Origin of the sequence: Pseudomonas japonica, from assembly GCF_013522925.1 — a bacterium.
In the GTDB taxonomy this organism is placed as follows: domain Bacteria; phylum Pseudomonadota; class Gammaproteobacteria; order Pseudomonadales; family Pseudomonadaceae; genus Aquipseudomonas; species Aquipseudomonas japonica_A.
Genome location: NZ_JAAMQU010000003.1, coordinates 143877 through 165707, shown reverse-complemented (window position 1 = coordinate 165707; position 21831 = coordinate 143877). Strand labels below are relative to the sequence as shown.

The window sequence follows — 21831 nt, the reverse complement described above, 5'->3', positions numbered from 1 at the left end:
TCTCGACAAGTCAGTTCGTGGGGCGCCGCTGCAGCCGCAACGACCCGGGAGGCGGCTCGTTGAGCACGGCCCAGAAAATCCCGAGATCGGAAATGGCAGCCACGAATTCCTTGAATTCGACCGGCTTGACCACGTAAGCGTTCACCCCCAGCTCGTAGGCGCGGGTGAGGTCCGGTTCCTCCCGCGAGGAGGTCAGCATCACGATTGGTACGCTGCGCAGTTCATCGCTGGCGCGCACGGCCTTGAGCACCTCGAGGCCATCAACCTTGGGCAGCTTGAGGTCGAGCAGCAGCACCGCAGGGTTCCCCTCTGGGCGCCCTGCGTGGCTGCCACGGCGGAACAGGTAGTCGAGCGCCTCGGCACCATCCCGATGCACGATCACTTCATTGGCCAGCTGGCTTCTTTCCAATGCGACCAGGGTCAGTTCCAGGTCACGCGGATTGTCTTCCACCAGTAGGATGGGTTTGAGCATTTAATACCTCTCGAGTAGATACGCCGGCCGATTACTGTTGATCGGGCAAAGCGAAATAGAAGGTTGCACCTTCGCCCAGCGTGCCCTCCGCCCACACCCTTCCCTGATGACGCTCGATGATCCGCCGCACGCTGGCAAGGCCGATCCCGGTACCTTCGAACTCCTCCATGCGATGCAAGCGTTGGAACACGCCGAACAGCTTGCCCGCATAGGCCATGTCGAAGCCGACGCCGTTATCCTTGACGAAGATCACGGTTTCGCCGGCTCTCTCGTTACGCAAGGCACCGATCTCGACGATCGAAGGGTCCTGCTGACGGCTGTACTTAAGGGCGTTGGAGATCAGGTTGCGCAGCGCCAGGTGGAGGAAGGCCGCATCACCCAGCACGGCTGGCAGGGGGGCGACCCTCCAGATGACGTTCCGGCCTTCATAGTCGGGAAGCATCTCTTCACGGATAGCGTCCACCAGCGCCCCTAGGTTCACGTCGGAGTGCCGCAGGGCGGCCCGGCCCATCTGGGAAAAACTCAGCAGGTTATCGACGAGGGTGCCAGCAAAGCGCGCTGAGTCACCGATGTGCTCCAGGAAGCGCAAGCCCCGATCAGACAGTTTGTCCCCGTCAAAATCGGTGAGCAGTTCGGTATATCCCGCGATATGCCGCAAGGGCGCCCGCAGGTCATGGGACACGCTGTAGGAGAACGCCTCCAGCTCCTTGTTGGATTTCTTCAACTCCCCTGCAAGTGCAGCCAACTCCTCGGCCTTGCGCAGCACGATACCTAATACCGCGGTACGCAGTTCGATGACCGCCTCGACTTCGAGAGGATCCCACGGCACCGAGTACCCGCTTACTTCTTCCCGCCATTGGGCAAAACTGTGCCGCGGGTGAAGCGAACCGCCTGGTGCGACGTTCTTCTCGGGGCGCCCGGCCCAGGTCACCGTACGCGCCTGTTCGGGGCGGAACCAGATCAGGTAATGGCTGTGGATCTTGGAAATCGCAATGGCAAGCACGCCTGCCGCATGCTCTTCGATCCCGCAGCGATCAGGCACATCCCGACCAACGTTGTCCGTATGGAACACGTCGTCGGCCCCGTCCCGTCCGAGCCACTGCACCAACGCCTCGATGGACGCCAGCGGCGGAACTTGGCCAATGGTTTCGCAGCGATCGTCGCTGATGATCGCGGCACCGCTGGCGGCCGCAAAGCCTACAAACTTCTGGGGCACCGCCAGCAGCCCTTCGGTGACACTGTCGCGGTCTGCCATCGCCGATAACAGTTCTACTACATGCTGGCGCAGCCCCAATAGCCGCTGGGTATCGGCATGCGCTTCACGGGCTTCTATCTGCAAGGACAACACGCTACCCAACAGTTCACAGGCCGTACGTACCTGGAAGTTCACCCGGCGCGGCTCCGCGTTATGACAGGACACCAGCCCCCATAACTTGCCTCGCACCACGATAGAGATGGACATCGAGGCGAGCGTGCCCATGTTGCGCATGTACTGAAGGTGAACCGGGGAAACACTGCGCAGGGCCGAATAACTGAGGTCCAGCGGCTTATCGGTAGCCGGGTTGTGCGCGGGCACCAACGATGCCGGCTGGTAGTCGGCGTTTTCGATGACCCGAATGCGGTTGGTGCAATAAAGCGCCCTTGCCTGCGCGGGGATGTCGCTGGCGGGGAAGCACATGCCCAGATAGCTTGGGTATTGTGGGTCCAACTCTTCGGCCAACACGGTCCCGTTGCCGGCGGCATCGAAGCGATAGGCCTTTACCCGGCCGAAGCCGGTAATACGCTTGATTTCGCTCACCGCGCGACGGCACAGCTCGGTGACCCCTTCCAACTCCTGCAGCCCGGTTACGAACGCGCGAACCAGCGGATAGAGCTGCCCGTAGACCGCGCTGACATCCGTGGCCGGCTCAAATTCGGCAATCAGCACCGAGTCCCAACAATGGGCGAGCATTGCATAGGGCCCAGCGGTACCTGGCGCGCTGAAACTCACATCGCCCACATGGAACGGATGCGGGTCTTCGGCCGGCGCTGCGGCAAGGCGTTGCAGCATGGGCTCCGGGGACGCGATCAAGGCAGCAAACTGCTGACCAATCAACGCCTGTGCGTCCAGGCCGAGCCAGGCACGAACGTTTTCACTGGCCTGAAGGACAGTGAAATCGACAGGATCGAGCACCAGCAGGAAACCATGAGGCTGGATGCTGCCGGGAATCCGAATAGGTTCCCGCGCGCATTGCTCGATGGCGGCGGCAAGGGCCTGTTCCGATTCGGGTGGGCTCACTGAACGCTCCGTGTAACCATTGATAAATTGGACAATACCTTAACAGACTTGTACAAACCTCGGCATCTGGGACAGCCTGGTTTAACTAAATATCCCGGAAAAAGCCGTGCACCCATGCAGAAAAGGCTAACTTTTCGTCGGCGAGAAGGAACTGTTGGATCCTACCCGGGTCCGATACCTCGGCACGAGGAGGAGGTACGCAATGGAATCGCACAAGCAGTACGAGATTCGCTATCGCTACAAGGGCAAGGCACGACGCTTTGGCCAGCGGGATTCACGCATGTCGACAGCCGATGCCTGGTACTACGCCTCGCTGCATGCCGGGGCCGGGCTATATGAAGTAGCGCTTCAAGGCACCGCTACTGCCGTAAGGCAGATTGCCGAGCAGGCCGGCGTCAGCGACGTGGGGTTTCGCGAATTGTCGTAACGGAGCTGGCGTACCCCTGCATTCCTATCAGCTTGTACAACGTGTACGGGCTTGCTGGCCGGGCAGCCCTTGCTTGCTGCCCGGGGGTACTTCAAGCCATAGGCCCATCCCTTAAAGGATGGGCTTGCCGCCCGTTACGCCGAATCGCGTGCCGGAGATGTAGCTGGATTCGTCCGACGCCAGCATCACATAGATAGGCGCCACTTCCACCGGCTGACCCGGGCGACCCAGCGGGGTTTGCGAGCCGAATTGCGTCACCTGCTCTTCCGGCATGGTTGCAACAATGAGCGGGGTCCAGATCGGCCCTGGTGCCACGCTGTTGACCCGTATGTTCTTGGGCCCAAGCAATTGGGCCAGGCCAGCACTGAAGTTGGCAATGGCGCCCTTGGTGGTGGCGTACGCCAGCAACTGCGGCGTGGGGTTGTCTGAGTTCACCGACGAGGTATTGATGATCGATGAGCCCGGCTTCATGTGCGGCACAGCGGCTTTGCAGATCCGGAACATGGCCGTGATGTTTACATCGAACGTATGCACCCATTCCTCATCGGGAATTTCATCGAGGCTTTGATGGGTCATCTGGAAGGCGGCGTTGTTCACCAGTACGTCGATCCGACCAAACTCCGCTACTGCCTTGTCTACGAGTTCAAGACAGGCGTCCCGCCTGGAAAGATCTCCTGGCACAAGCACGCATTTACGGCCCGACGCTTCTACAATCTTTGCGGTCGCCTGGGCGTCTTCATGCTCATCCAGGTAACCGATGATCAGGTCCGCGCCTTCGCGTGCGAAAGCAATCGCCACAGCGCGGCCGATGCCACTATCCGCGCCTGTTATCAGTGCAACTTTGCCTTCGAGGCGGCCCGACCCTTTGTAGCTCTCCTCGCCACAGTCTGGCAAAGGGTTCATCTTCGCCTGGCTGCCAGGCACTGGCTGGGCTTGCTTGGGGAATGGCGGCGTTGGGTAGTTTTTCATGCTAGGTCTCCCGTGGTCGTTAGGTCGATATGAAATAGCGACCACCCCGCCGAGGAGCCAGTTCAGTCGTTTTGCCGAACTGCGTGGCGCCTGGACCACGCGGGTTGCGGCACCGAGCGAGTTTTGTTCTTGCCTGTACCGCGCAGGCTGTATATATTCTGGCCTTGCGCTGATTATGCTTTGCCGTCAATGGCTTATCAGCGCGCTTCACACTCCAGCGCTACCGCCCGAATGGCGAAATTGGTAGACGCAAGGGACTTAAAATCCCTCGCCTTCTGGGCGTCCCGGTTCGACCCCGGGTTCGGGCACCATCTGTTTTCCCGCGAAGTTGGCATCACGCTCCTCCCTCGGCCGTCCTCCGCCCTCGTATTTCTAGTCGGTATCAGCTACCTCTTCCGGCTCTCAACATCTATGGCCATCCTCTACACCAAATACATCAAGAACCACCCAATCGAAGATCTGATACCGAACGAGGTGGTCGGTCACATGGTGAGGGAAAGCCTGAGCCCTGCCGCTGCCTGGCGCAAACACCTTGGCTTGTCGCAAGCGGAGGTTGCAGCCCGGATCGGAATTTCCCAGCCCGCCTACGCTCAGCAGGAGCAGGCTGCGAAGCCTCGCAAGGCCACACGGCAGAAGATCGCCGCCGCCTTGGGCGTCCCTGAGGCACTCCTGGATCTTTAAGATGCAGGTGTCGAGGGGTCGCCCTTTTGAGGCCCAGATCACGCTCCCCCCGCGCGGCTGACCTTGGCATCCGGCAGTCGGCCCAGCGAAGCATTGAAACCGACGCTTAACGCTATCAACGCTGGCAGGCTGACTCCGGTATCGATACCCAGGCCGTTGAGCAGGTACAGCAAGTCCTCTGTGGCCAGGTTCCCGCTGGCGCCTTTGGCATAAGGGCAGCCGCCAAGCCCGCCGATGGAGCTGTCGAACACCGTGATACCTTCGAGCAGGCTGGCGTAGACATTCACCAGCGCCTGCCCGTAGGTGTTATGGAAGTGGCCGGCGAGCTGGCTCCGAGGCACTTTTGCACTCACTGTCTCGATCAAACGCCGCGTAGCCTGGGCGATGCCTACGCCCACTGTGTCCCCCAAGGACACCTCGTAACAGCCGAGCTCGATCAACGCCCCTGCGACTTCGCGTACCTGCTCAGGGCGTACCTCGCCCTCGTAAGGGCAACCCAGAACGCAGGACACATACCCTCGCACGCGCACGCCCCGGCTTGAGGCGAGCTCCAATACCGGCTGGAAGCGCTTGATGCTCTCGGCAATGGAGCAGTTGATATTGCGTTGCGAAAAGCTTTCGGACGCGGCGGCAAACACGGCAACTTCCTTCACCCCCGCCTCGAGCGCGCTTTCCAGCCCGCGCAGGTTGGGCGTCAGTGCCGCATAGGTCACGCCCGGGCGCTGCTCGATGGCGCTGAACACCGCCGGTGTATCCGCCATCTGTGGCACCCATCTGGGCGACACAAAGCTGCCGACCTCGATGTAGTCCAGCCCCGCCCGGGTCAGGCCATTTATCAGCTCTACTTTCTGCGCCAGCGGCACCACCGCCGCTTCGTTCTGCAGGCCGTCACGCGGGCCCACCTCCACAATGCGTACGCGCTCAGGCAGCATTATCGACCTCCTCGACGGCGACCAGCACCGCGCCCTCGTTTACCAGATCGCCGGCGGCGCAGTTGATGGCGGTCACAAGCCCACTGCGCGGCGCTCGAAGGGTGTGCTCCATTTTCATCGCTTCCAGCACCACCAGGCTGGCGCCCGCTGCCACATGATCGCCTACGGTTACCAACACGGAGACGACGCTTGCATTCATGGGCGCTGCCAGGCTGCCGGGGGCAGCATGGGCGGCATTGCTTTGCGCCAGCGGGTCCACCGCATGCACTTCGTACTGCGCCCCTTGCCATTGCACATGCAACGCCGAAGCACGGCGCACGCCTGCCATCGCAAATGCCTGCGGCTCGGCCGGGTCGAAGGTGACCAGGCGCTGCTGTTCGCCACATTGCAGGGATAACACGGCTTCGGCGGGCCTTGCATGTCGCCAGCCTGAGGGAGCAGCCCAGGGGGAAGGCTCTGTCTGCTTTTCGGACGTAGCGAGGTACAGCCTGGCGGCCTGCTGCCAGAAGGCATCGTCCAGTGGTTCGGCCGGCGGGAGCAGTGCGGCCTCATGGCGGCCTATGAATCCCGTGTCCAACCGGGCATCGGCGAAATCTCCGTGGCCCAGCAAGCGCTGTAGAAAATGCCTGTTGGTCTTCACCCCGGCCACGGTGGTTTCTGCCAGCATCGCGATCAGCCGCAGCCGTGCGTCTTCACGGGTTTCCCCCCAAGCGATCAGCTTGGCGAGCATGGGGTCGTAGAACGGTGAAATGTCGTCGCCTTCCTGTACCCCGCTGTCCACACGGCGGCCGATCCCGGCTGCAGGCTCTTCATAAACCGAAAGGCGCCCACTGGCAGGAAGAAAGCCAGTGTCCGGGTCTTCGGCATACAGACGTGCCTCGATGGCATGGCCGCGCAACGGCACTTGGTCCTGCGTGAGGGGCAACGGCTCGCCCCGCGCCACACGCAGTTGCCAGGCCACCAGGTCCAGCCCGGTGATGGCTTCGGTCACCGGGTGCTCCACTTGTAGCCGTGTGTTCATTTCCATGAAGTAAAACGTGCCCCGGGCGTCCAGCAAAAACTCCACAGTGCCTGCGCCTACGTAGCCAATCGCCTGGGCCGCACGCACTGCTGCCTCCCCCATGGCCTGGCGTAATTCAGCCGTAAGCCCCGGGGCCGGTGCTTCTTCAATGACCTTTTGGTGACGGCGCTGAATCGAACAGTCACGCTCATGGAGGTACACGCAATGGCCATGCTGGTCCGCGAATACCTGGATTTCCACGTGGCGCGGCGAAAGTACGTACTTTTCCACCAGCAGGCGAGCGTCGCCGAAGGAGGACCGGGCCTCCCGCTGCGCTGATTCAATACCGTCGGCCAGGCCCGCCTCGTTTTCAACTACCTTCATGCCCTTGCCGCCGCCACCCGCGCTGGGCTTGAGCAGCACGGGGTAGCCAATACGCTCGGCGGCGGCGCGGAAGGTTTCGTAGCGTTGGTCCTCGCCGTGGTAGCCCGGCACCAGCGGTACCTGTGCAATTTCCATCAGCGCCTTGGCCGCGGCCTTGCTGCCCATGGCGTCGATGGCCGAAGCCGGTGGCCCGATGAATATCAGCCCTGCTTCCTCCAACTCACGCGCGAACGTGGCGTTCTCGGACAAAAAGCCGTACCCCGGGTGTACCGCCCGGGCGCCGCTGGCCTTCGCTGCGGCGATGACTTTGTCGATGTTTAGGTAGCTCTCGGCGGGTTTGGTGCCGCCCAAAGCAATGGCGACGTCCGCCTCGCGCACATGGCGGGCCCGACGATCCGCATCGCTGTACACCGCTACGCATTCGATTCCCAACGCCTGGGCGGTCCGCATGATGCGGCACGCGATCTCGCCACGGTTGGCGATCAACAACCGGTCAAGTGTGCTCATGCGCCAGCCCTCGCCTGCCAGTTGGGGGAGCGTTTCTCCAGGAAGGCAGCGATCCCTTCCTGCCCCTCGGCACCACTGCGCAGCTGCGCGATCACCTCTTCGGTGCGACGACGCAGGGGGTCGCTGACCGCGCCGTCGCCTACTTCCAGCAGCAGCGCCTTGCTCGCACGCAAGGCTGTGGGGCCGTTATTCAACACATTGGCAACCCACTGCTCCACTGCGCCCTCGAGGGCTTCAGGCGCATACACTTCCGCCAACAGCCCAAGCGCCTGCGCCCGGGTGGCATCGAAGCGCTCCGCCGTAAGGGTGTAGCGCCGAGTGGCGCGGGCACCAATGGCTTGTGTCACGTAGGGGCTGATTACCGCAGGCGCAAGGCCCAGTCGAACCTCCGACAGGCTGAATTGCGCATCCTGCGTACCGATGGCCATGTCGCAGCAACACGCCAAGCCCACCGCGCCGCCGAAAGCGGCACCGTTGACCACCGCCAGGGTCGGTACCGGCAGGGTATGGAGGGCTTCGAGCATATCGCCAAGGGCTCGTGCGTCGGCGAGGTTTTCGTCCAAGGTGAGGTTTACGCTGGCTTGCATCCAGGCCAGATCAGCACCGGCGCTGAAGTGTCGGCCACGCCCGCGCAGGATCAGCAGGCGCAAATGGGTATCTGCAGCGATCAGCCGGAAGGCTTCGCGAAGCTCGCTGATCATCGAGGCATTGAAGGCGTTGTTCTTGTCAGGTCGGTTCAGCCACAAGGTGGCAACGTCATCGGTGTGTTGTTCGAGGGTTACGGTCGAAAAGTTTGTCATTGTTGTGTGCTCTTCGAAGGTGTGGCCGGCGCCGTGATTACATGCGGAACACGCCGAAGCGGGTATCGGCCACAGGTGCGTTGGCCGCCACGGCCAAGGCCAGCGCCAGTACGTCCCGGGTTTGCGCGGGGTCGATCACCCCGTCGTCCCACAAACGCGCGCTGGAATAGAACGCGTGGGCCTGCTGCTCGTATTGCGCGATCAGTGGCTGCCTGAGCGCCTCCGCTTGCGCATCATCAAACTCACGCCCGGCGCGGCGAGCCTGTTCTTCCTTCACTTGCACCAGCACCCCGGCGGCCTGGGCAGCGCCCATTACACCGATTTTTGCGTTGGGCCACATCCACAGGAAATTGGGGTCATAGGCGCGGCCGCACATGCCGTAGTTCCCGGCCCCGAAACTGCCGCCGATGATCACCGTGAACTTGGGCACCCGGGCGCAGGCCACCGCGGTGACCAACTTGGCGCCGTGCTTGGCGATACCGCCCGCTTCGTATTTTTGCCCCACCATAAAGCCCGTGATGTTCTGCAGGAACAGCAACGGCACCTTGCGCTGGCACGCCAGCTCGATAAAGTGCGCGCCCTTTTGCGCCGCCTCGGCGAACAAGATGCCATTGTTCGCGAGGATCGCGACCGGGTAACCGTTGATGCGCGCGAAACCACAGACCAGGGTGGTCCCGAACAGCGCCTTGAATTCATCCAGGCGCGAGTCGTCCACCAGGCGAGCGATCACCTCGCGCACCTCGAAGGGCTGGCGAGGATCGGCAGGCACGATGCCGTACAGGTCCTCGGCCGGATAACGCGGGGCCATGGGCGTAGCTGGCGTGACGGCCTGGGCAGGCTTATGGTTGAGGTTGGCGATGCAACGCCGGGCAATGGCCAGCGCGTGCTCGTCGTTTTCCGCATAGTGATCGGCCACCCCGGACGTGCGGCAATGCACATCGGCGCCACCGAGCGCTTCGGCGGTGACCACCTCGCCGGTAGCGGCCTTCACCAGGGGTGGGCCGGCCAGGAAGATGGTCGCCTGTTCGCGGACCATGATGGTTTCGTCACTCATGGCCGGCACGTAGGCGCCGCCGGCGGTGCAGGACCCCATCACCACGGCGATCTGCGCAATCCCCTCGGCGCTCATGTTGGCCTGGTTGAAGAAAATGCGGCCGAAGTGCTCGCGGTCCGGAAATACCTCGTCCTGACGCGGAAGGTTGGCGCCACCTGAATCCACCAGGTACACACAGGGCAAGCGGTTCTGCCGCGCGATGGCCTGGGCGCGCAGGTGTTTTTTCACCGTAAGTGGGTAATACGAGCCACCCTTCACCGTGGCATCGTTGGCGATGATCATGCATTCGGTGCCTTCGATCCGGCCAATACCGGCGATAAGCCCGGCTGCGGCAACCTCCTCGTCGTACACCTGGAAGGCCGCCAGCTCGCCCACTTCAAGAAAAGGCGAACCGGGGTCGAGCAACAGGTTGATGCGCGTGCGCGGCAGTAACTTACCTTTGGCGGTGTGCCGTGCCTGCGCTACTTCCCCACCGCCCTGATGCACCCGGTCCAATAACTGGCGCAGCACACCTACCTGTTCGAGCATAGCGCTCTGGTTGGCCTTGAAGTCGGCCGCCTGGGCGCTGATCGCGGAATTCAAAATGCTCATGTGAACGTCCCTTATATGCGAAAGAAGCGCCCTCAGCGGGTTTCGTTGAACAGCTCACGGCCGATCAACATGCGGCGTATTTCGCTGGTGCCCGCACCGATCTCATACAGCTTGGCGTCGCGCCAGATACGGCCCACCGGGAATTCGTTGATGTAGCCGTTGCCCCCGAGGATCTGGATGGCCTCACCAGCAAGCCAGGTCGCTTTTTCCGCCGCGTACAGAATGACGCCGGCGCAATCCTTGCGAACCTGGCGAACATGGCCGCTGCCGAGGGCATCCAGATGCTTGCCCACGGCATACATGTAAGCGCGGCAGGCTTGATGGGTGGTGTACATGTCCGCCACCTTGCCCTGGATGAGCTGGAACTCGCCGATGCTCTGGCCGAATTGCTTGCGGTCGTGCAGGTAAGGCACCACCGCATCCATGGCGGCCTGCATAAGCCCCAGTGGTCCACCGGAGAGCACGGCGCGCTCATAGTCCAGGCCACTCATCAGCACGCCCGTGCCCTGGTTGACTTGGCCAAGCACGTTCTCGAGGGGCACCTCCACGTTGTCGAACACCAGTTCGCCCGTGTGCGAGCCACGCATCCCCAGCTTGTCCAGCTTTTGCGCTACGGAGAAGCCGGGGGTGTCGGTATCAAGAATAAACGCCGTGATGCCCTTCGCTCCTGCGGCCGGGTCTGTCTTGGCGTACACCACCAGCACGTCGCAGTCCGGCCCGTTGGTGATCCACATCTTCGTGCCGTTGAGCACATAGTGGTCACCCTCACGGTCGGCCCGCAGCCGCATGGACACCACATCGGAGCCGGCGTTGGGCTCGCTCATGGCCAGCGCGCCCACGTGCTCGCCTGAAATCAACTTCGGCAGGAAACGCATTTTCTGTTCATGGGTGCCGTTGCGGTTGATCTGGTTCACGCACAGGTTGGAATGCGCGCCGTAGGAGAGGCCAATGCCACCCGCACCGCGAGACACCTCTTCCATGGCGACCATGTGGGCCAGGTAGCCCATGCCGGCGCCACCATACTCTTCGGGTACCGTGAGGCCCAGAAGCCCCATCTCCCCGAACTTGCGCCACAAGTGCATGGGGAACGCGTCGTCACGGTCGGCCTGCTCCGCAAGCGGTGCCACCTCGGCCGCTACAAAGCCTGCGACCGAATCGCGCAGCATGTTGATGTCTTCGCCGAGAAAAAAATCAAGGCCGGGCAAGGGGGTCATCGCTGTGCTCTCTCTCTTTTGTAATTGTTGGGAGGTGCAGGTGCGCGCTTCGGGGCTGCGTCAGGGCAGAGGGGCTTGGTCCAATGCAGCTCTGCAACGCCCTTCGGCAGTGTCCAGTTCCAGATGCATCTGCTCGATATCGAGCATCTGTTGTTTGAGCTGGCCGCGCCGCTCTTCGATCTTTTCAAGGAAACGCGCAAGCTGCCGCCGGTTGCCAGCGGGGTCGTACAGGTCAATCAGCTCTTTGCATTCGGCCAGCGAAAAGCCGATTCGCTTGCCCCTGAGTATCAACTTGAGCGTCACCAGGTCGCGGGGGTAGAAGATCCGTTCCTGGCCACGCCGCTCAGGCGTCAGCATGCCCTGCTCTTCATAGAACCGGATGGTTCGGGTAGTGACGTCCAGCACACGGGCCAGCTCGGAAATCGTATAGGTGGTGGTCAAGGAAGCGCTTCCAGCCAATTGCTTTACGTTAACGTAAGGGTAAGGTCGAGGTGCTGTCAATGGTAGCCACAGCAGCCTTGGTCAATCGCGGAATCGGATGGCTTCCACGAACTTTGCAAAGGCCGGAGATGCGTGGCTGCGGTGCGGGTAATACAAGTGGAAGCCGTCGAACGTGGGGCTCCAGTCGGCGAGCACTTCGACCAGCCGGCCGCTTTCCAGGTAGGGCTGGGCGAGAAAGTCAGGGACATACGCCAGCCCGATGCCGTCAAGCGCCGCATTCATCACATGCACGATACTGTTGGCCGTGAACTGACCGCTCACCCGTGTCGTGAGCTTGCGTCCATCCTTTTCGAATTCCCAGGCGTAACAGGCACCATTGGCCGAGTGGCGAATATTGATGCAGCTGTGCTGTGTCAGGTCTTGTGGCAGTACCGGTGCGGTGTGCCGGCGGAAATAGGCCGGCGTCCCTACCACGGCCAGCCTCCAGTCCGGGCCCACGCGCACCGCGATCATGTCCTTGCTGATGGATTCCCCCAGGCGGATGCCGGCGTCGAATCGCTCCGTCACTATGTTGGTGAAGCCGTAGTCGATACTGACCTCGACCTGGATGTCAGGGTACTCAGCCAGAAAGCCCGCCAGCATCGGGCGGATACACCGTTCCGCGGCGTCGTCGGAACAGGTTATGCGAATGCTGCCGGACGGCTTGTCGCGCAGCTCCCCCAGCGCCGACACCTCCTCGGCAATCTGATCGAACAGCGGGGCCACTGCCTGCAATAGCCTGGCCCCTGCTTCGGTGGGCGCCACGTTGCGGGTGGTGCGGGTGAGCAAGCGAATACCCAGCCGAGCTTCCAGTGCCCTGAGGGTATGGCTGAGCGCAGAAGGCGTGACGCCCAGCCGCGCAGCAGCCTTGGTAAAGCTCTGGTCCTGGGCCACAGCCACAAAAGCTTGCAAGTCGCTGATCTTGGGAAGCGCCATTATTGATCTGCCTTCACGATTGATTAGGGAGTACCCGCCGAGGCGATGGTAATCCGTGCTGTCAGCTGCGCCTAGTCGATCGTGAAAGGCGACTGACAAGCAGACGACGCATGCAATTGGTGAGGATTATTCAGCAGTGCATCAACGGGCACGCAATTTTTTTCCAAGGTATGCCCCTATAGCATGGCTGCTTCGTCCTTGCTTGAGACCGAACCGTGTCAGATACCCTTGAACACCCCTCCCTGCCCGGTATTGCCCGGCCACGCGAACCCTCAGCCAGCTGGGCCCCGGTGTTCGCGCTAGCCTTGGGGGCGTTCGCCCTGGTGGCGTCCGAGTTCATGCCGGTCAGCCTGCTCACCCCTATTGCTACCGACCTTCATATCACCGAAGGCGCGGCGGGCCAGGCCATCTCGATTTCCGGCGCTTTCGCGCTGATCACCAGCCTGTCTATTTCATCCTTGGCCGGCCGGGTGGACCGTAAGCTACTGCTGCTGTCTCTCACACTGTTGATGGTGATCTCCGGCACCGTGGTGGCCACTGCTTCCAACTACGGCATCTTCATGGTTGGCCGGGCGCTGATCGGCGTGGCGATCGGCGGCTTCTGGTCCATGTCAGCGGCAACCGCCATGCGCCTGGTGGCGGACCATCAGGTACCCAAGGCACTGGCTATCGTCAATGGGGGGAACGCCTTGGCGACGGTCATTGCCGCGCCCCTCGGCAGTTACCTGGGCGCGATCATAGGGTGGCGCTGGGCATTCTTCGCTGTCGTCCCCGTTGCGATGGTCGCGTTCGTATGGAAGTTACTGAGCCTGCCCGCCCTTCAATCTCAAGGTAGCGCAGGGGCAAGGGCACTATGGCATCTGATGAAACGGCCCGCCGTTTCGCTGGGCATGATCGCCGTAAGCCTGTTTTTCATGGGGCAATTTTCCCTGTTCACCTACCTGCGCCCGTTCCTCGAAACGGCAGGCCACGCTAATGTTCAGACGGTTTCGGGGATATTGCTGGTGATGGGAGTGGCAGGCTTCGCCGGTACCGCCATGATCGGCAGCATTTTGCAAAGGAGCCTGTACGGCACACTGGTGGTGATCCCTGTAGTGATGGCTGCCATCGCTGGCGCGTTGATCTGGATTGGCGCCTCACTCGGTACCAGTGCGGTGCTGCTGGGGGTATGGGGCCTGATGGCGACCGCCGCCCCGGTGGGTTGGTGGACGTGGCTGTCGCGAACCCTCCCTCGCGACGCGGAAGCAGGCGGCGGCCTGATGGTGGCGATCGTGCAACTGGCGATCATGCTGGGCGCGACCCTCGGCGGGTTGCTATACGACGCCAGCGGCTACCAGGCCACCTTTGGCCTGAGCGTGGCCCTGCTTGTGATCGCTGCGGGCTTCACTGTACTGGCCGCCCGCGCGGCCCGCAACTGACTGCCGCCTGGTTGCGTCCGCAGCCGGGCGGGCCGTTGACCTGGGCCCGCCTGGCACAGCGGCATGCCGCTACTCCTCGAATACAAGGCTGAATTCGCTGACGTCGCCCTCCTCTTCTGCCTCGTGGTAGGTCACCGGCACGCCCAGGAACGCCATACCGTCGGGTTGGCGGTCTGTCAGCGGATCGAGTGCGATGCGGTACCAGAGAGGGGGTGTCCTAACTACAATGTGCGATACATTACGACCGTTCACCCTGGCCTCTCGGAGCTGGACTATCAAAGTATCCATAAGCTTCTCGCTGGTCAGGTTTCGTACATGATCTATGCCCAAGCGGGCATTGCCTACGACCCTTGCAGCATAGCGCGCTCTGAAAATCTTGTGACGTGATCAACGCCGAGGCGCACGCGGCAGCTTGCGGGGGTGTCCCCGATCTGGCCCATGTCAGCCTGAAAGCATTTCGAAAGCACAAAAGAAAAACCCCGCAGACCGTTGATCTGCGGGGCTTTCAATGATGGAGGCCGAGGTCGGAATCGAACCGGCGTAGGCGGATTTGCAATCCGCAGCATAACCACTTTGCTACTCGGCCTCAAAACACCTGACAGGAACCTGCCCGATGCGAAAACTGGAGCGGGAAACGAGACTCGAACTCGCGACCCCGACCTTGGCAAGGTCGTGCTCTACCAACTGAGCTATTCCCGCGTCGTGTTGACGGGCGCCATTCTATCTAAACGGCGCAGGCCGTCAAGCCTTTGATTCAAAAATAGTTTTATTTTTTTACATCAGTACTCAGGTGAGGCAGCGCGGCGCGCAGGTAATTGACCATGGACCACAGCGTGAGCGCCGCGGAGATCAACAGCAGGCCGTAGCCAACGAGCACGATGAGGGTGAGCGCAGGCGGGTTGCCGAGCAGGATGATCAACGCAACCATTTGCGCGGCGGTTTTCCATTTACCGAGGCTGGAAACGGCCACCTGGGCACGGGCGCCGAGTTCGGCCATCCATTCACGCAGGGCCGACACTACGATTTCCCGGCCGATGATCACTGCGGCGGGAAGGGTAAGCCAGATATTGGCGTGGGCCTGCACCAGCAGCACCAGCGCCACCGCCACCGTGAGCTTGTCTGCGACCGGGTCGAGGAACGCGCCGAAGGGGGTGCTCTGTTCGAGGCGCCTGGCAAGGTAACCGTCGAGCCAATCCGTGGCAGCGGCAATGGCGAACACGCTGCTCGCCGCCAAGTAGCTCCAGTGGTACGGAAGGTAGAACAGCAGAATGAAGATCGGGATCAGCGCGACGCGCAACACAGTTAGGATATTAGGAATATTCATCGGCACGACTGGCAGCGGGTTGAGCGGCCATTCTACTCGCTGTGCAGGTTGGCATAAATCGACTCCGCCAGCTTTTTGCTGATGCCAGGTGCCTTGGCAATTTCGTCGATGCTGGCACGTGACAATTCCTGGAGCCCTCCAAAGTGTTTAAGCAGGTCGCGGCGGCGCTTGGGCCCTACCCCGTCGATCCCTTCGAGCGTTGACGTACGCCGCGCTTTGCCTCGCCGCGCACGGTGGCCGGTGATTGCAAAACGGTGTGCTTCATCGCGAATCTGCTGAATCAGGTGCAGCGCGGGCGAGTCAGCCTTCAACGTAAATTCGTTGGCCACGTCATTGAGGTACAAGGTTTCGAAACCGGCCTTGCGGGTCACGCCTTTGGCCACCCCAATCAGGATCAGCTCGGGCACCTCCAATTCCTGCAACACATCGCGGGCCATGTTCAGCTGCCCCTTGCCGCCGTCCACCAGCAGCACATCCGGTAGCTTGCCCTCGCCGTTCTTGATCTTGCTGAAGCGGCGGGTAAGGGCCTGGTGCATCGCAGCGTAGTCGTCGCCCGCGGTCACGCCTTCGATGTTGTAGCGGCGGTAATCCGACTTGATCGGGCCTTCGGGGCCGAACACCACACAAGAGGCGACGGTGGCCTCACCGCTGGAGTGGCTGATGTCGTAACACTCCAGCCGCTGCGGTGGCTCGTCCATCCCCAGCACGTCGGCCAGGGCATCGAACCGCGCGGTCACGTGCTGCCGGTTCGCCAGCCGCGCGGCCAGTGCCTGGTCGGCGTTGGTCACGGCCAGCTGCTGCCAGCGCGCCCGGGTACCACGCACGCGGTGGCTGACTGCAAGTTCACGCCCTCGCAGGGTTGCGACGGCCTCCACCAGTGCCTCGATGTCTTCCGGGAGCGTATTGACGATCAGCTCTGTGGGCAGCTCACGTTCGGAACTGCCCAGGTAGTATTGGGACAGGAATGCCGACATTACCTCGTCCAGGGACTCTTCAATACCTACCTGCGGGAAGAAGTTCTTGCTGCCCAGCACTCGCCCGCCGCGCACGCTGATCAAGTGCACGCAGGCCCCGCCCGGGTTCACGAACGCGGCGATCACGTCCACATCGCCGGTGCCGCCCTCCATGCTTTGCTGATCCTGCACGCGGCGCAGCACAGCAATCTGGTCGCGCAGCTCTGCGGCCTTTTCGAAATCCAGGTCCATGGCCGCCCGCTCCATGGTTTCAGACAGCTCATTGGTGAGCTGGTGGCTGCGCCCCTCGAGGAACATGATCGAGTGGCGCACGTCCTCGGCGTACTCCGGGGTTTCCACGGCTCGCACGCAAGGCGCCTTGCAGCGATTGATCTGGTATTGCAGGCACGGGCGTGTGCGGTTCTTGAAGTAACTGTCTTCGCACTGGCGAACCTGGAAGGTTTTCTGCAGCAGGCTGAGGCTTTCGCGGATCGCGCCAGCGCTGGGATAAGGGCCGAAATAGCGGCCCTTGCCCTTCTTCGCGCCCCGATGGATGCTCAGCCGCGGAAACTCGGCGTCCGACAGGTAAACGTAAGGGTAGGACTTATCGTCGCGCAGAAGAATGTTGTAAGGCGGCCGCCACTCCTTGATGAGTGTCTGCTCGAGCAGCAACGCCTCGGTCTCGTTGGCCGTGATGGTGGTTTCCACCTGGGCGATGTGGCCCACCAGGGCGGCGGTCTTGGGCGCCAGGCCGGTTTTGCGGAAATAGCTCGCCAGGCGCTTCTTGAGGTTACGAGCCTTGCCGACGTACAGCAGACGCCCGCCCTCGTCGAACATCCGATAAACGCCGGGGCGGCCACTGCAGGTCGCCAGGAAGGCGGACGGATCGAAAGTCTGAGTCATGTTTTACGCGTTGGCGTCGACCATGCCGTGGCGAACGGCCAGCAAGGTCAGCTCGACATCGCTGGTAATGGAAAGCTTCTCGAAAATGCGGTACCGATAGGTATTCACCGTCTTTGGCGAGAGACAAAGCCGATCCGAGATATTCTGCACCTTCTGGCACCCAACGATCATCAGGGCGATCTGGATTTCCCGCTCTGACAACAGATCGAACGGGGACGCCGTGGTCTGTGGCTGGAACGACTTGAGCGCCAACTGCTGAGCAATCTGTGGGCTGATATAGCGTTGGCCGGCAAACACCAGGCGAATGGCCTGAACCATCTCGCCAAGCGCAGCGCCTTTGGTGAGGTACCCTGCGGCACCTGCCTGAAGCAACCGCGTGGGGAACGGATCTTCCTCGCACACCGTCACTACCACAACCTTCACGTCCGGATGGCTGCGCAACATCTTGCGGGTGGCTTCCAGCCCGCCGATGCCAGGCATCTTCACATCCATCAGTACCACGTCTGGTTTCAGATCCCGCGCAGCCTTCAGCGCTTCTTCCCCCGACTCCGCCTGGCCGACCACTTGAAGCCCGTCGATGTCGGACAGCATGCGAGTAATGCCTGTGCGTACCAGATCGTGATCGTCGACCACTAGCACCCTAATCAAGCAGACACCTCTCGTTACGCTTTACATTCAGAACGGTACATTAACAAAGTTCCACCACGCGAACCTAGGCCTAAACGAAAACTGCGTACCGGCGGTCTCAGCGCCCTCGCCTGCCATCGGCGTTTCTGGCCGGTATCAGCGCCACCAGGGCCTCTGCCATGCCCGCCAGCGCGGCCTGGGCAGGTGCCGGCAGCGAGCGATAGCCCCTCAGCAGGCTGGCTTCGTCCTCGCTCAGTTGATCGGCGGGTTCGGCCGCGCGCGCTCCGGTAAGCACGTACAGCACATCCACACCGTGATCCGCCACCGCGGCCAGGTAATCGGCCTTGGGCCAGCGCTCCCCGCTTTCGTATTTTCCCTGGGCATTAGGCTCTACCCCGCCTATCTCGCCGAACGCTCGCTGAGTGAGTCGCAGGCGTTCACGTTCCTCGCGGATGCGAGAACCAATTGCAGTCATTTGAATGTATAATCCTTTCCGAAACACCCAAAGCGGTGTGGAATCCAACACTATTAAATCTAGAAAAACGGACTTGAACTATGCACGGTATACGGACTGCCGCACAAGCGAGAGCTTGGCTGGATCATCAGGGGAAATCGGTTCAACAATTTGCCCGTGAGCACAATGTAGACCCCGCCACCACCTACCAGGTGCTGTCAGGGCGCAAGAAGGGCCGACGGGGGGAGGCTCACAAGTAGCGGTACTGCTTGGCATGAAGGACGGCGTGATACCTGGCGATATGGAGGCCTCCCGGCGGGATGTTCACGCGGCGCCCAGCTGATCCGCAAGCCAGGGCAAGGCCCCTTCGCAGGGCTGGCGAACCTTGAGCGCCAGCAAGGCATCAGCGCGGGTACGGCCCATGTTGATTGCCAGCAGGGGCTTGCCCTGACGCGACATCTCCAGGCACAGCCGGTAACTGGAATAGGCCATAAGTGATGAGCCAATCACCAGCATCACTGCGGCGCGCTCGGTCGCCTCCAGGGCGGCCCGTGCCGTATGCGTCGCCACGCCGTCACCGAAGAACACTACGTCGGGCTTGAGCCTGTTGCCGCCGCACGCAGGGCAGAGCGGCAAGGTGAACTGTTCAAGAAACCTGGCCGCAAGCTGGGCGTCACCGTCCGGAGCCAGCACCGCGCGCACGTCCTGGAGGGACGGGTTCGCTTCTTCGAGCGCCGTTTGCATTGCCGCGCGGGACAGCGTATCGGCGCAATCCAGGCACACCACACGGTGCAGGTTGCCGTGCAACTCGATCACATCGCGGCTACCGGCCTGCTCGTGCAGCCCATCCACGTTCTGAGTGACCACCGACACCACATGGCCCGCCGCCTGCAGCCGCGCCAGCGCTTCATGGGCAGGGTTGGGCCGCGCCTGCTCCACCCCATGCCAGCCTACCATCGCCCTGGCCCAGTAACGCTTGCGCGCTTGCAGCGAACTTACGAACTCCTGATGCATCATGGGGGCATTGCCGCGGCGCACGCCCTCGGTATCACGGTAATCCGGGATGCCTGAAGCGGTGCTGATGCCTGCCCCGGTCAGCGCGAGGACGGGGGCGCCGGCCAGTCTGCGGCACAGCATGGAAAGTGCCTCGAGGGCTTGGGTCTGATCCATACGCAACCTCCAATGACACGCCCGGCACCAGGCCTGCCGGGTAGTGAAGAAGGGTAAACCAGGCTGCGCGATTTAGCCGGTGATTGCGACGAACACCCTTAATCGACAAGCGCTTCGAACACTGCCTGGGCCCGGGCCAGGTCAAAATGCGCAACGTTGATACGCAACCAGGGCGTTTCCCTGCCGTCGGCGCTGAACAGCCGCCCTGGCGCGAGCAATACCTGGTGCGCGAGCGCCGCCTCGATCAGGCTTTGCGTGCATGTCAGCCGAGGGTGACGTACCCACACGAACATACCCTCGCGGGGAGGGTAATAGAGCTCCCAGCCCCACCGCTCAAGCGCAGCGCGGGTAGTGGCCTGCGCGGTTTGCAGCCGTAAGCGGGCCTTGCGCACATGCTGCTCATAGCTGCCATCAGCAAGGATCGCGCCGATGAAACGCTCGCAAAACCCGGGTACGGCCACGCTGGTCAAGAGCTTGAGGTCTGCCAGCCGAGCAATCAGCCCGGGAGGCGCGGCCACGTAGCCCACGCGCAGGTTGGCCGATAGGGTTTTGGAAAAACTGCCCACATACACCACGTTCGTTAATCCCGAGAGACTGGCCAGATGATGTGCCGGCCCTGAACAGAAATCCCCGTAGACGTCGTCCTCGACGAGAAGCATGCCATGCGCGGCGCTCAGTTTAAGCAACGAACAGGCCTGCCGGGGGCTTACGGACGTGCCCGTCGGGTTATGCAGCCGCGCATTGATGAAGAAGGCTCGCACCGCCCCCTCCTGCAGACGGGCCCGCACAGCGTCCAGGTCTGGGCCGTCGTTCAGGCGGGTTATGCCAATCACCTCAGCGCCGCGCAAGTGCAGCAGGCGGATAAGGTTACTGTTGCACGGGTCGTCTACCAGCACCCGGTCGCCGGGCGATACCAGCAGCCGGATGATCAGGTCCAGTGCCTGGGTCGCACCCAATGTAGTGAGGATATGGGAGGCGGTTACCGGCAGGCAGTGGCGCCCTCGTAGATGACAGGCCAGTGCTTCTCGCATCGGCAGGTAGCCCGCAGGATCGCCATACTCCACCAGCGAACTGCGGGCAAAAGTCGCGGTACGGCGGATAACCCGGGCCAGCGAGCGCGTGTCTGTCCATTCTGGCGGAAGCCAACCACAACCCAGCTTCATCGAAGTGCCCGAGGCATGGAAAAGGGCCCAGAACGGGTCCATCTCCGTGCTCGCCCGGGCTGGTGGCGCGGCCATGAGCGAACCGGTGCCCTCACCCGCCATGCCCACGCTTGCCATTCCCTCGACGCCCATGCCTTGCGCAGCCATAAAGTAACCCCGGCCAGGGTTTGCAACCACGCGCCCAAGCGCTTCGAGGCGTTCATAGGCACGTACCACGCCATGGAAGCTCAAACCTGGGCGTGAGGCCCATCGGCGGATGGAAGGCAGTTGTTGGCCTGGCTGGAAAGTACCGCTGGCAAGCGCCTCGCTGATCTCCAGAAAAGCCCTGTGCGCTGGGCTGTCGCCACTGCCTGCAATCATTTACCCGCCGTTCCGCTTGCTCGTGTTCCCCGGACTGTACCCCTTTGGGCACAACGGTCATAACCCCCCCAGGGGAAATAGCCCCGTTGTGCCGCTGTTAGGTGCGTTTTGCTAACAGTTAGGCGTTGTGGGGCCCAAGCTGTTAGGCCGCCAACTCGCCCGGCGCCATAGACTTCTCATCGTCACAAGGAATGCACCATTGCCCAAGGAGGCGCGTTATGACCCAGGCCATCCCGCAGCCCTGCTGGTTCGACTGGAAATGGCAACAACAGAACAGCGTGTCCACACTCGAAGAGCTGGTTCAGGCGTTCCCTGGCCTGGCCAACAGTGAACGGCTTGAAAACCTTCGGGGGGCGTTCGATACCCGCAAGGTTTCGCTCACCCCTTATGCCCTGGCGCTCATCGAAAGCGATGACTCGCAGCGCCCGGTCGAGAACGACCCCATCTGGGCGCAGACCATCCCGGAGTTCACCCAGGCCAGCGCTTTCGAATACGACGGCAGCACCGAGAATTGGGAGCTCGATGCCGAAATGGTCACTGGTATCTGCCAGCACAAGTATGACAATCGGGTGATCGTGCGTGCCGCCAACGTGTGCCACGCCTACTGCCAATTCTGCTACGAAGCCTTGCGCACATTGGAAAAGCAGCCGGGCAAACCCGCCCTGCGCAAAAGCGACTGACAGGCAACGCTGGATTATCTGGCCAGCCATTCGGGCGTTGAGGAAGTGATCCTG

General features: G+C 62.0%; 21 protein-coding genes, 3 tRNA genes and 1 pseudogene. 6 read left to right on the top strand and 19 right to left on the bottom strand.

The features are described from left to right. Positions 1–10: 10 nt before the first annotated feature. Both G7016_RS05920 and G7016_RS05915 read right to left on the bottom strand, forming a co-directional pair. On the bottom strand, positions 11–472 hold the full coding sequence (locus tag G7016_RS05920) for a response regulator (protein ID WP_181111914.1): 462 nt from the start codon (positions 470–472) through the stop codon (positions 11–13). 31 nt (positions 473–503) lie between these two features. After that, positions 504–2750 (bottom strand): ATP-binding protein, encoded by a 2247-nt coding sequence (locus tag G7016_RS05915; protein WP_181111913.1) that lies wholly within the window; start codon positions 2748–2750, stop codon positions 504–506. 202 nt (positions 2751–2952) lie between these two features. On the opposite strand from G7016_RS05915, the gene G7016_RS05910 reads away from it, so the two are divergent. Then, positions 2953–3177 (top strand): DUF6555 family protein, encoded by a 225-nt coding sequence (locus tag G7016_RS05910; protein ID WP_181111912.1) that lies wholly within the window; start codon positions 2953–2955, stop codon positions 3175–3177. Between the two features lie 111 nt (positions 3178–3288). On the opposite strand, the gene G7016_RS05905 is transcribed toward G7016_RS05910, so the two are convergent. Further along, the gene (locus G7016_RS05905; RefSeq protein ID WP_181111911.1) at positions 3289–4146 is read right to left on the bottom strand and encodes an SDR family oxidoreductase; all 858 of its coding nucleotides are present in this window, start codon (positions 4144–4146) and stop codon (positions 3289–3291) included. A gap of 225 nt (positions 4147–4371) precedes the next feature. On the opposite strand from G7016_RS05905, the gene G7016_RS05900 reads away from it, so the two are divergent. Both G7016_RS05900 and G7016_RS05895 read left to right on the top strand, forming a co-directional pair. Continuing rightward, positions 4372–4457: transfer RNA gene (locus G7016_RS05900), tRNA-Leu, on the top strand. 100 nt (positions 4458–4557) lie between these two features. Continuing rightward, positions 4558–4827, top strand: coding sequence for a helix-turn-helix domain-containing protein (locus G7016_RS05895; RefSeq protein ID WP_181111910.1), 270 nt, complete (start codon positions 4558–4560; stop codon positions 4825–4827). A 38-nt stretch (positions 4828–4865) separates the two neighbouring features. On the opposite strand, the gene G7016_RS05890 is transcribed toward G7016_RS05895, so the two are convergent. The 7 genes from G7016_RS05890 to G7016_RS05860 form a co-directional block, all read right to left on the bottom strand. Continuing rightward, positions 4866–5762, bottom strand: a complete 897-nt coding sequence (locus tag G7016_RS05890) for a hydroxymethylglutaryl-CoA lyase (RefSeq protein WP_181112193.1) — start codon at positions 5760–5762, stop codon at positions 4866–4868. After that, positions 5749–7650, bottom strand: coding sequence for an acetyl/propionyl/methylcrotonyl-CoA carboxylase subunit alpha (locus G7016_RS05885; RefSeq protein ID WP_181111909.1), 1902 nt, complete (start codon positions 7648–7650; stop codon positions 5749–5751). Before G7016_RS05885 ends, G7016_RS05890 begins: the two co-directional genes overlap by 14 nt. Next, positions 7647–8450: an enoyl-CoA hydratase-related protein gene (locus tag G7016_RS05880; RefSeq protein WP_181111908.1), complete on the bottom strand. Its 804-nt coding sequence runs from the start codon at positions 8448–8450 to the stop codon at positions 7647–7649. The genes G7016_RS05885 and G7016_RS05880 overlap by 4 nt, the downstream gene beginning before the upstream one ends. 37 nt (positions 8451–8487) lie before the next feature. Then, positions 8488–10095, bottom strand: coding sequence for a carboxyl transferase domain-containing protein (locus tag G7016_RS05875; RefSeq protein WP_181111907.1), 1608 nt, complete (start codon positions 10093–10095; stop codon positions 8488–8490). 32 nt (positions 10096–10127) lie between these two features. After that, a complete protein-coding gene (locus G7016_RS05870; RefSeq protein ID WP_181111906.1) occupies positions 10128–11309 on the bottom strand; it encodes an isovaleryl-CoA dehydrogenase in 1182 nt (393 codons plus the stop codon). Between the two features lie 60 nt (positions 11310–11369). Continuing rightward, positions 11370–11750, bottom strand: coding sequence for a MerR family transcriptional regulator (locus tag G7016_RS05865; RefSeq protein WP_181111905.1), 381 nt, complete (start codon positions 11748–11750; stop codon positions 11370–11372). An 81-nt stretch (positions 11751–11831) separates the two neighbouring features. Continuing rightward, entirely contained in the window at positions 11832–12725 is an 894-nt protein-coding gene (locus G7016_RS05860) for a LysR family transcriptional regulator (protein ID WP_181111904.1), read from the bottom strand. A 251-nt stretch (positions 12726–12976) separates the two neighbouring features. Here G7016_RS05860 and G7016_RS05855 point away from each other — a divergent pair, with 251 nt between their 5' ends. Beyond that, positions 12977–14143 carry an MFS transporter gene (locus tag G7016_RS05855; protein WP_308812144.1) on the top strand — a complete coding sequence of 389 codons (1167 nt, stop codon included), beginning with the start codon at positions 12977–12979 and terminating at the stop codon, positions 14141–14143. 69 nt (positions 14144–14212) lie between these two features. Here the strand turns inward: G7016_RS05855 and G7016_RS05850 are convergent, their stop codons facing one another. The 7 genes from G7016_RS05850 to G7016_RS05820 form a co-directional block, all read right to left on the bottom strand. Continuing rightward, positions 14213–14395: a hypothetical protein gene (locus tag G7016_RS05850; protein ID WP_181111903.1), complete on the bottom strand. Its 183-nt coding sequence runs from the start codon at positions 14393–14395 to the stop codon at positions 14213–14215. 260 nt (positions 14396–14655) lie between these two features. Continuing rightward, positions 14656–14729, bottom strand: a tRNA-Cys gene (locus G7016_RS05845). 37 nt (positions 14730–14766) lie between these two features. Next, positions 14767–14842, bottom strand: a tRNA-Gly gene (locus G7016_RS05840). Between the two features lie 67 nt (positions 14843–14909). Continuing rightward, positions 14910–15467, bottom strand: coding sequence for a CDP-diacylglycerol--glycerol-3-phosphate 3-phosphatidyltransferase (gene pgsA / locus G7016_RS05835; protein WP_181111902.1), 558 nt, complete (start codon positions 15465–15467; stop codon positions 14910–14912). Between the two features lie 32 nt (positions 15468–15499). Further along, entirely contained in the window at positions 15500–17323 is a 1824-nt protein-coding gene (gene uvrC, locus G7016_RS05830; RefSeq protein WP_181111901.1) for an excinuclease ABC subunit UvrC, read from the bottom strand. Between the two features lie 3 nt (positions 17324–17326). Beyond that, positions 17327–17971, bottom strand: coding sequence for a response regulator transcription factor GacA (gacA, locus tag G7016_RS05825; protein WP_181111900.1), 645 nt, complete (start codon positions 17969–17971; stop codon positions 17327–17329). Between the two features lie 97 nt (positions 17972–18068). Continuing rightward, on the bottom strand, positions 18069–18425 hold the full coding sequence (locus tag G7016_RS05820) for a helix-turn-helix domain-containing protein (protein WP_181111899.1): 357 nt from the start codon (positions 18423–18425) through the stop codon (positions 18069–18071). Positions 18426–18505: 80 nt separating this feature from the next. On the opposite strand from G7016_RS05820, the pseudogene G7016_RS05815 reads away from it, so the two are divergent. Then, positions 18506–18747, top strand: a pseudogene (locus G7016_RS05815) (DNA-binding protein). On the opposite strand, the gene G7016_RS05810 reads toward G7016_RS05815, so the two are convergent. After that, a complete protein-coding gene (locus tag G7016_RS05810) occupies positions 18729–19574 on the bottom strand; it encodes an NAD-dependent protein deacetylase (RefSeq protein WP_181111898.1) in 846 nt (281 codons plus the stop codon). The pseudogene G7016_RS05815 and the gene G7016_RS05810 sit on opposite strands and share 19 nt — an antisense overlap. Positions 19575–19672: 98 nt before the next feature. Further along, entirely contained in the window at positions 19673–21097 is a 1425-nt protein-coding gene (locus G7016_RS05805) for an aminotransferase-like domain-containing protein (protein ID WP_181111897.1), read from the bottom strand. A gap of 218 nt (positions 21098–21315) precedes the next feature. Here G7016_RS05805 and G7016_RS05800 point away from each other — a divergent pair, with 218 nt between their 5' ends. Beyond that, positions 21316–21777 carry a hypothetical protein gene (locus tag G7016_RS05800; RefSeq protein ID WP_181111896.1) on the top strand — a complete coding sequence of 154 codons (462 nt, stop codon included), beginning with the start codon at positions 21316–21318 and terminating at the stop codon, positions 21775–21777. Positions 21778–21831 lie beyond the last annotated feature (54 nt).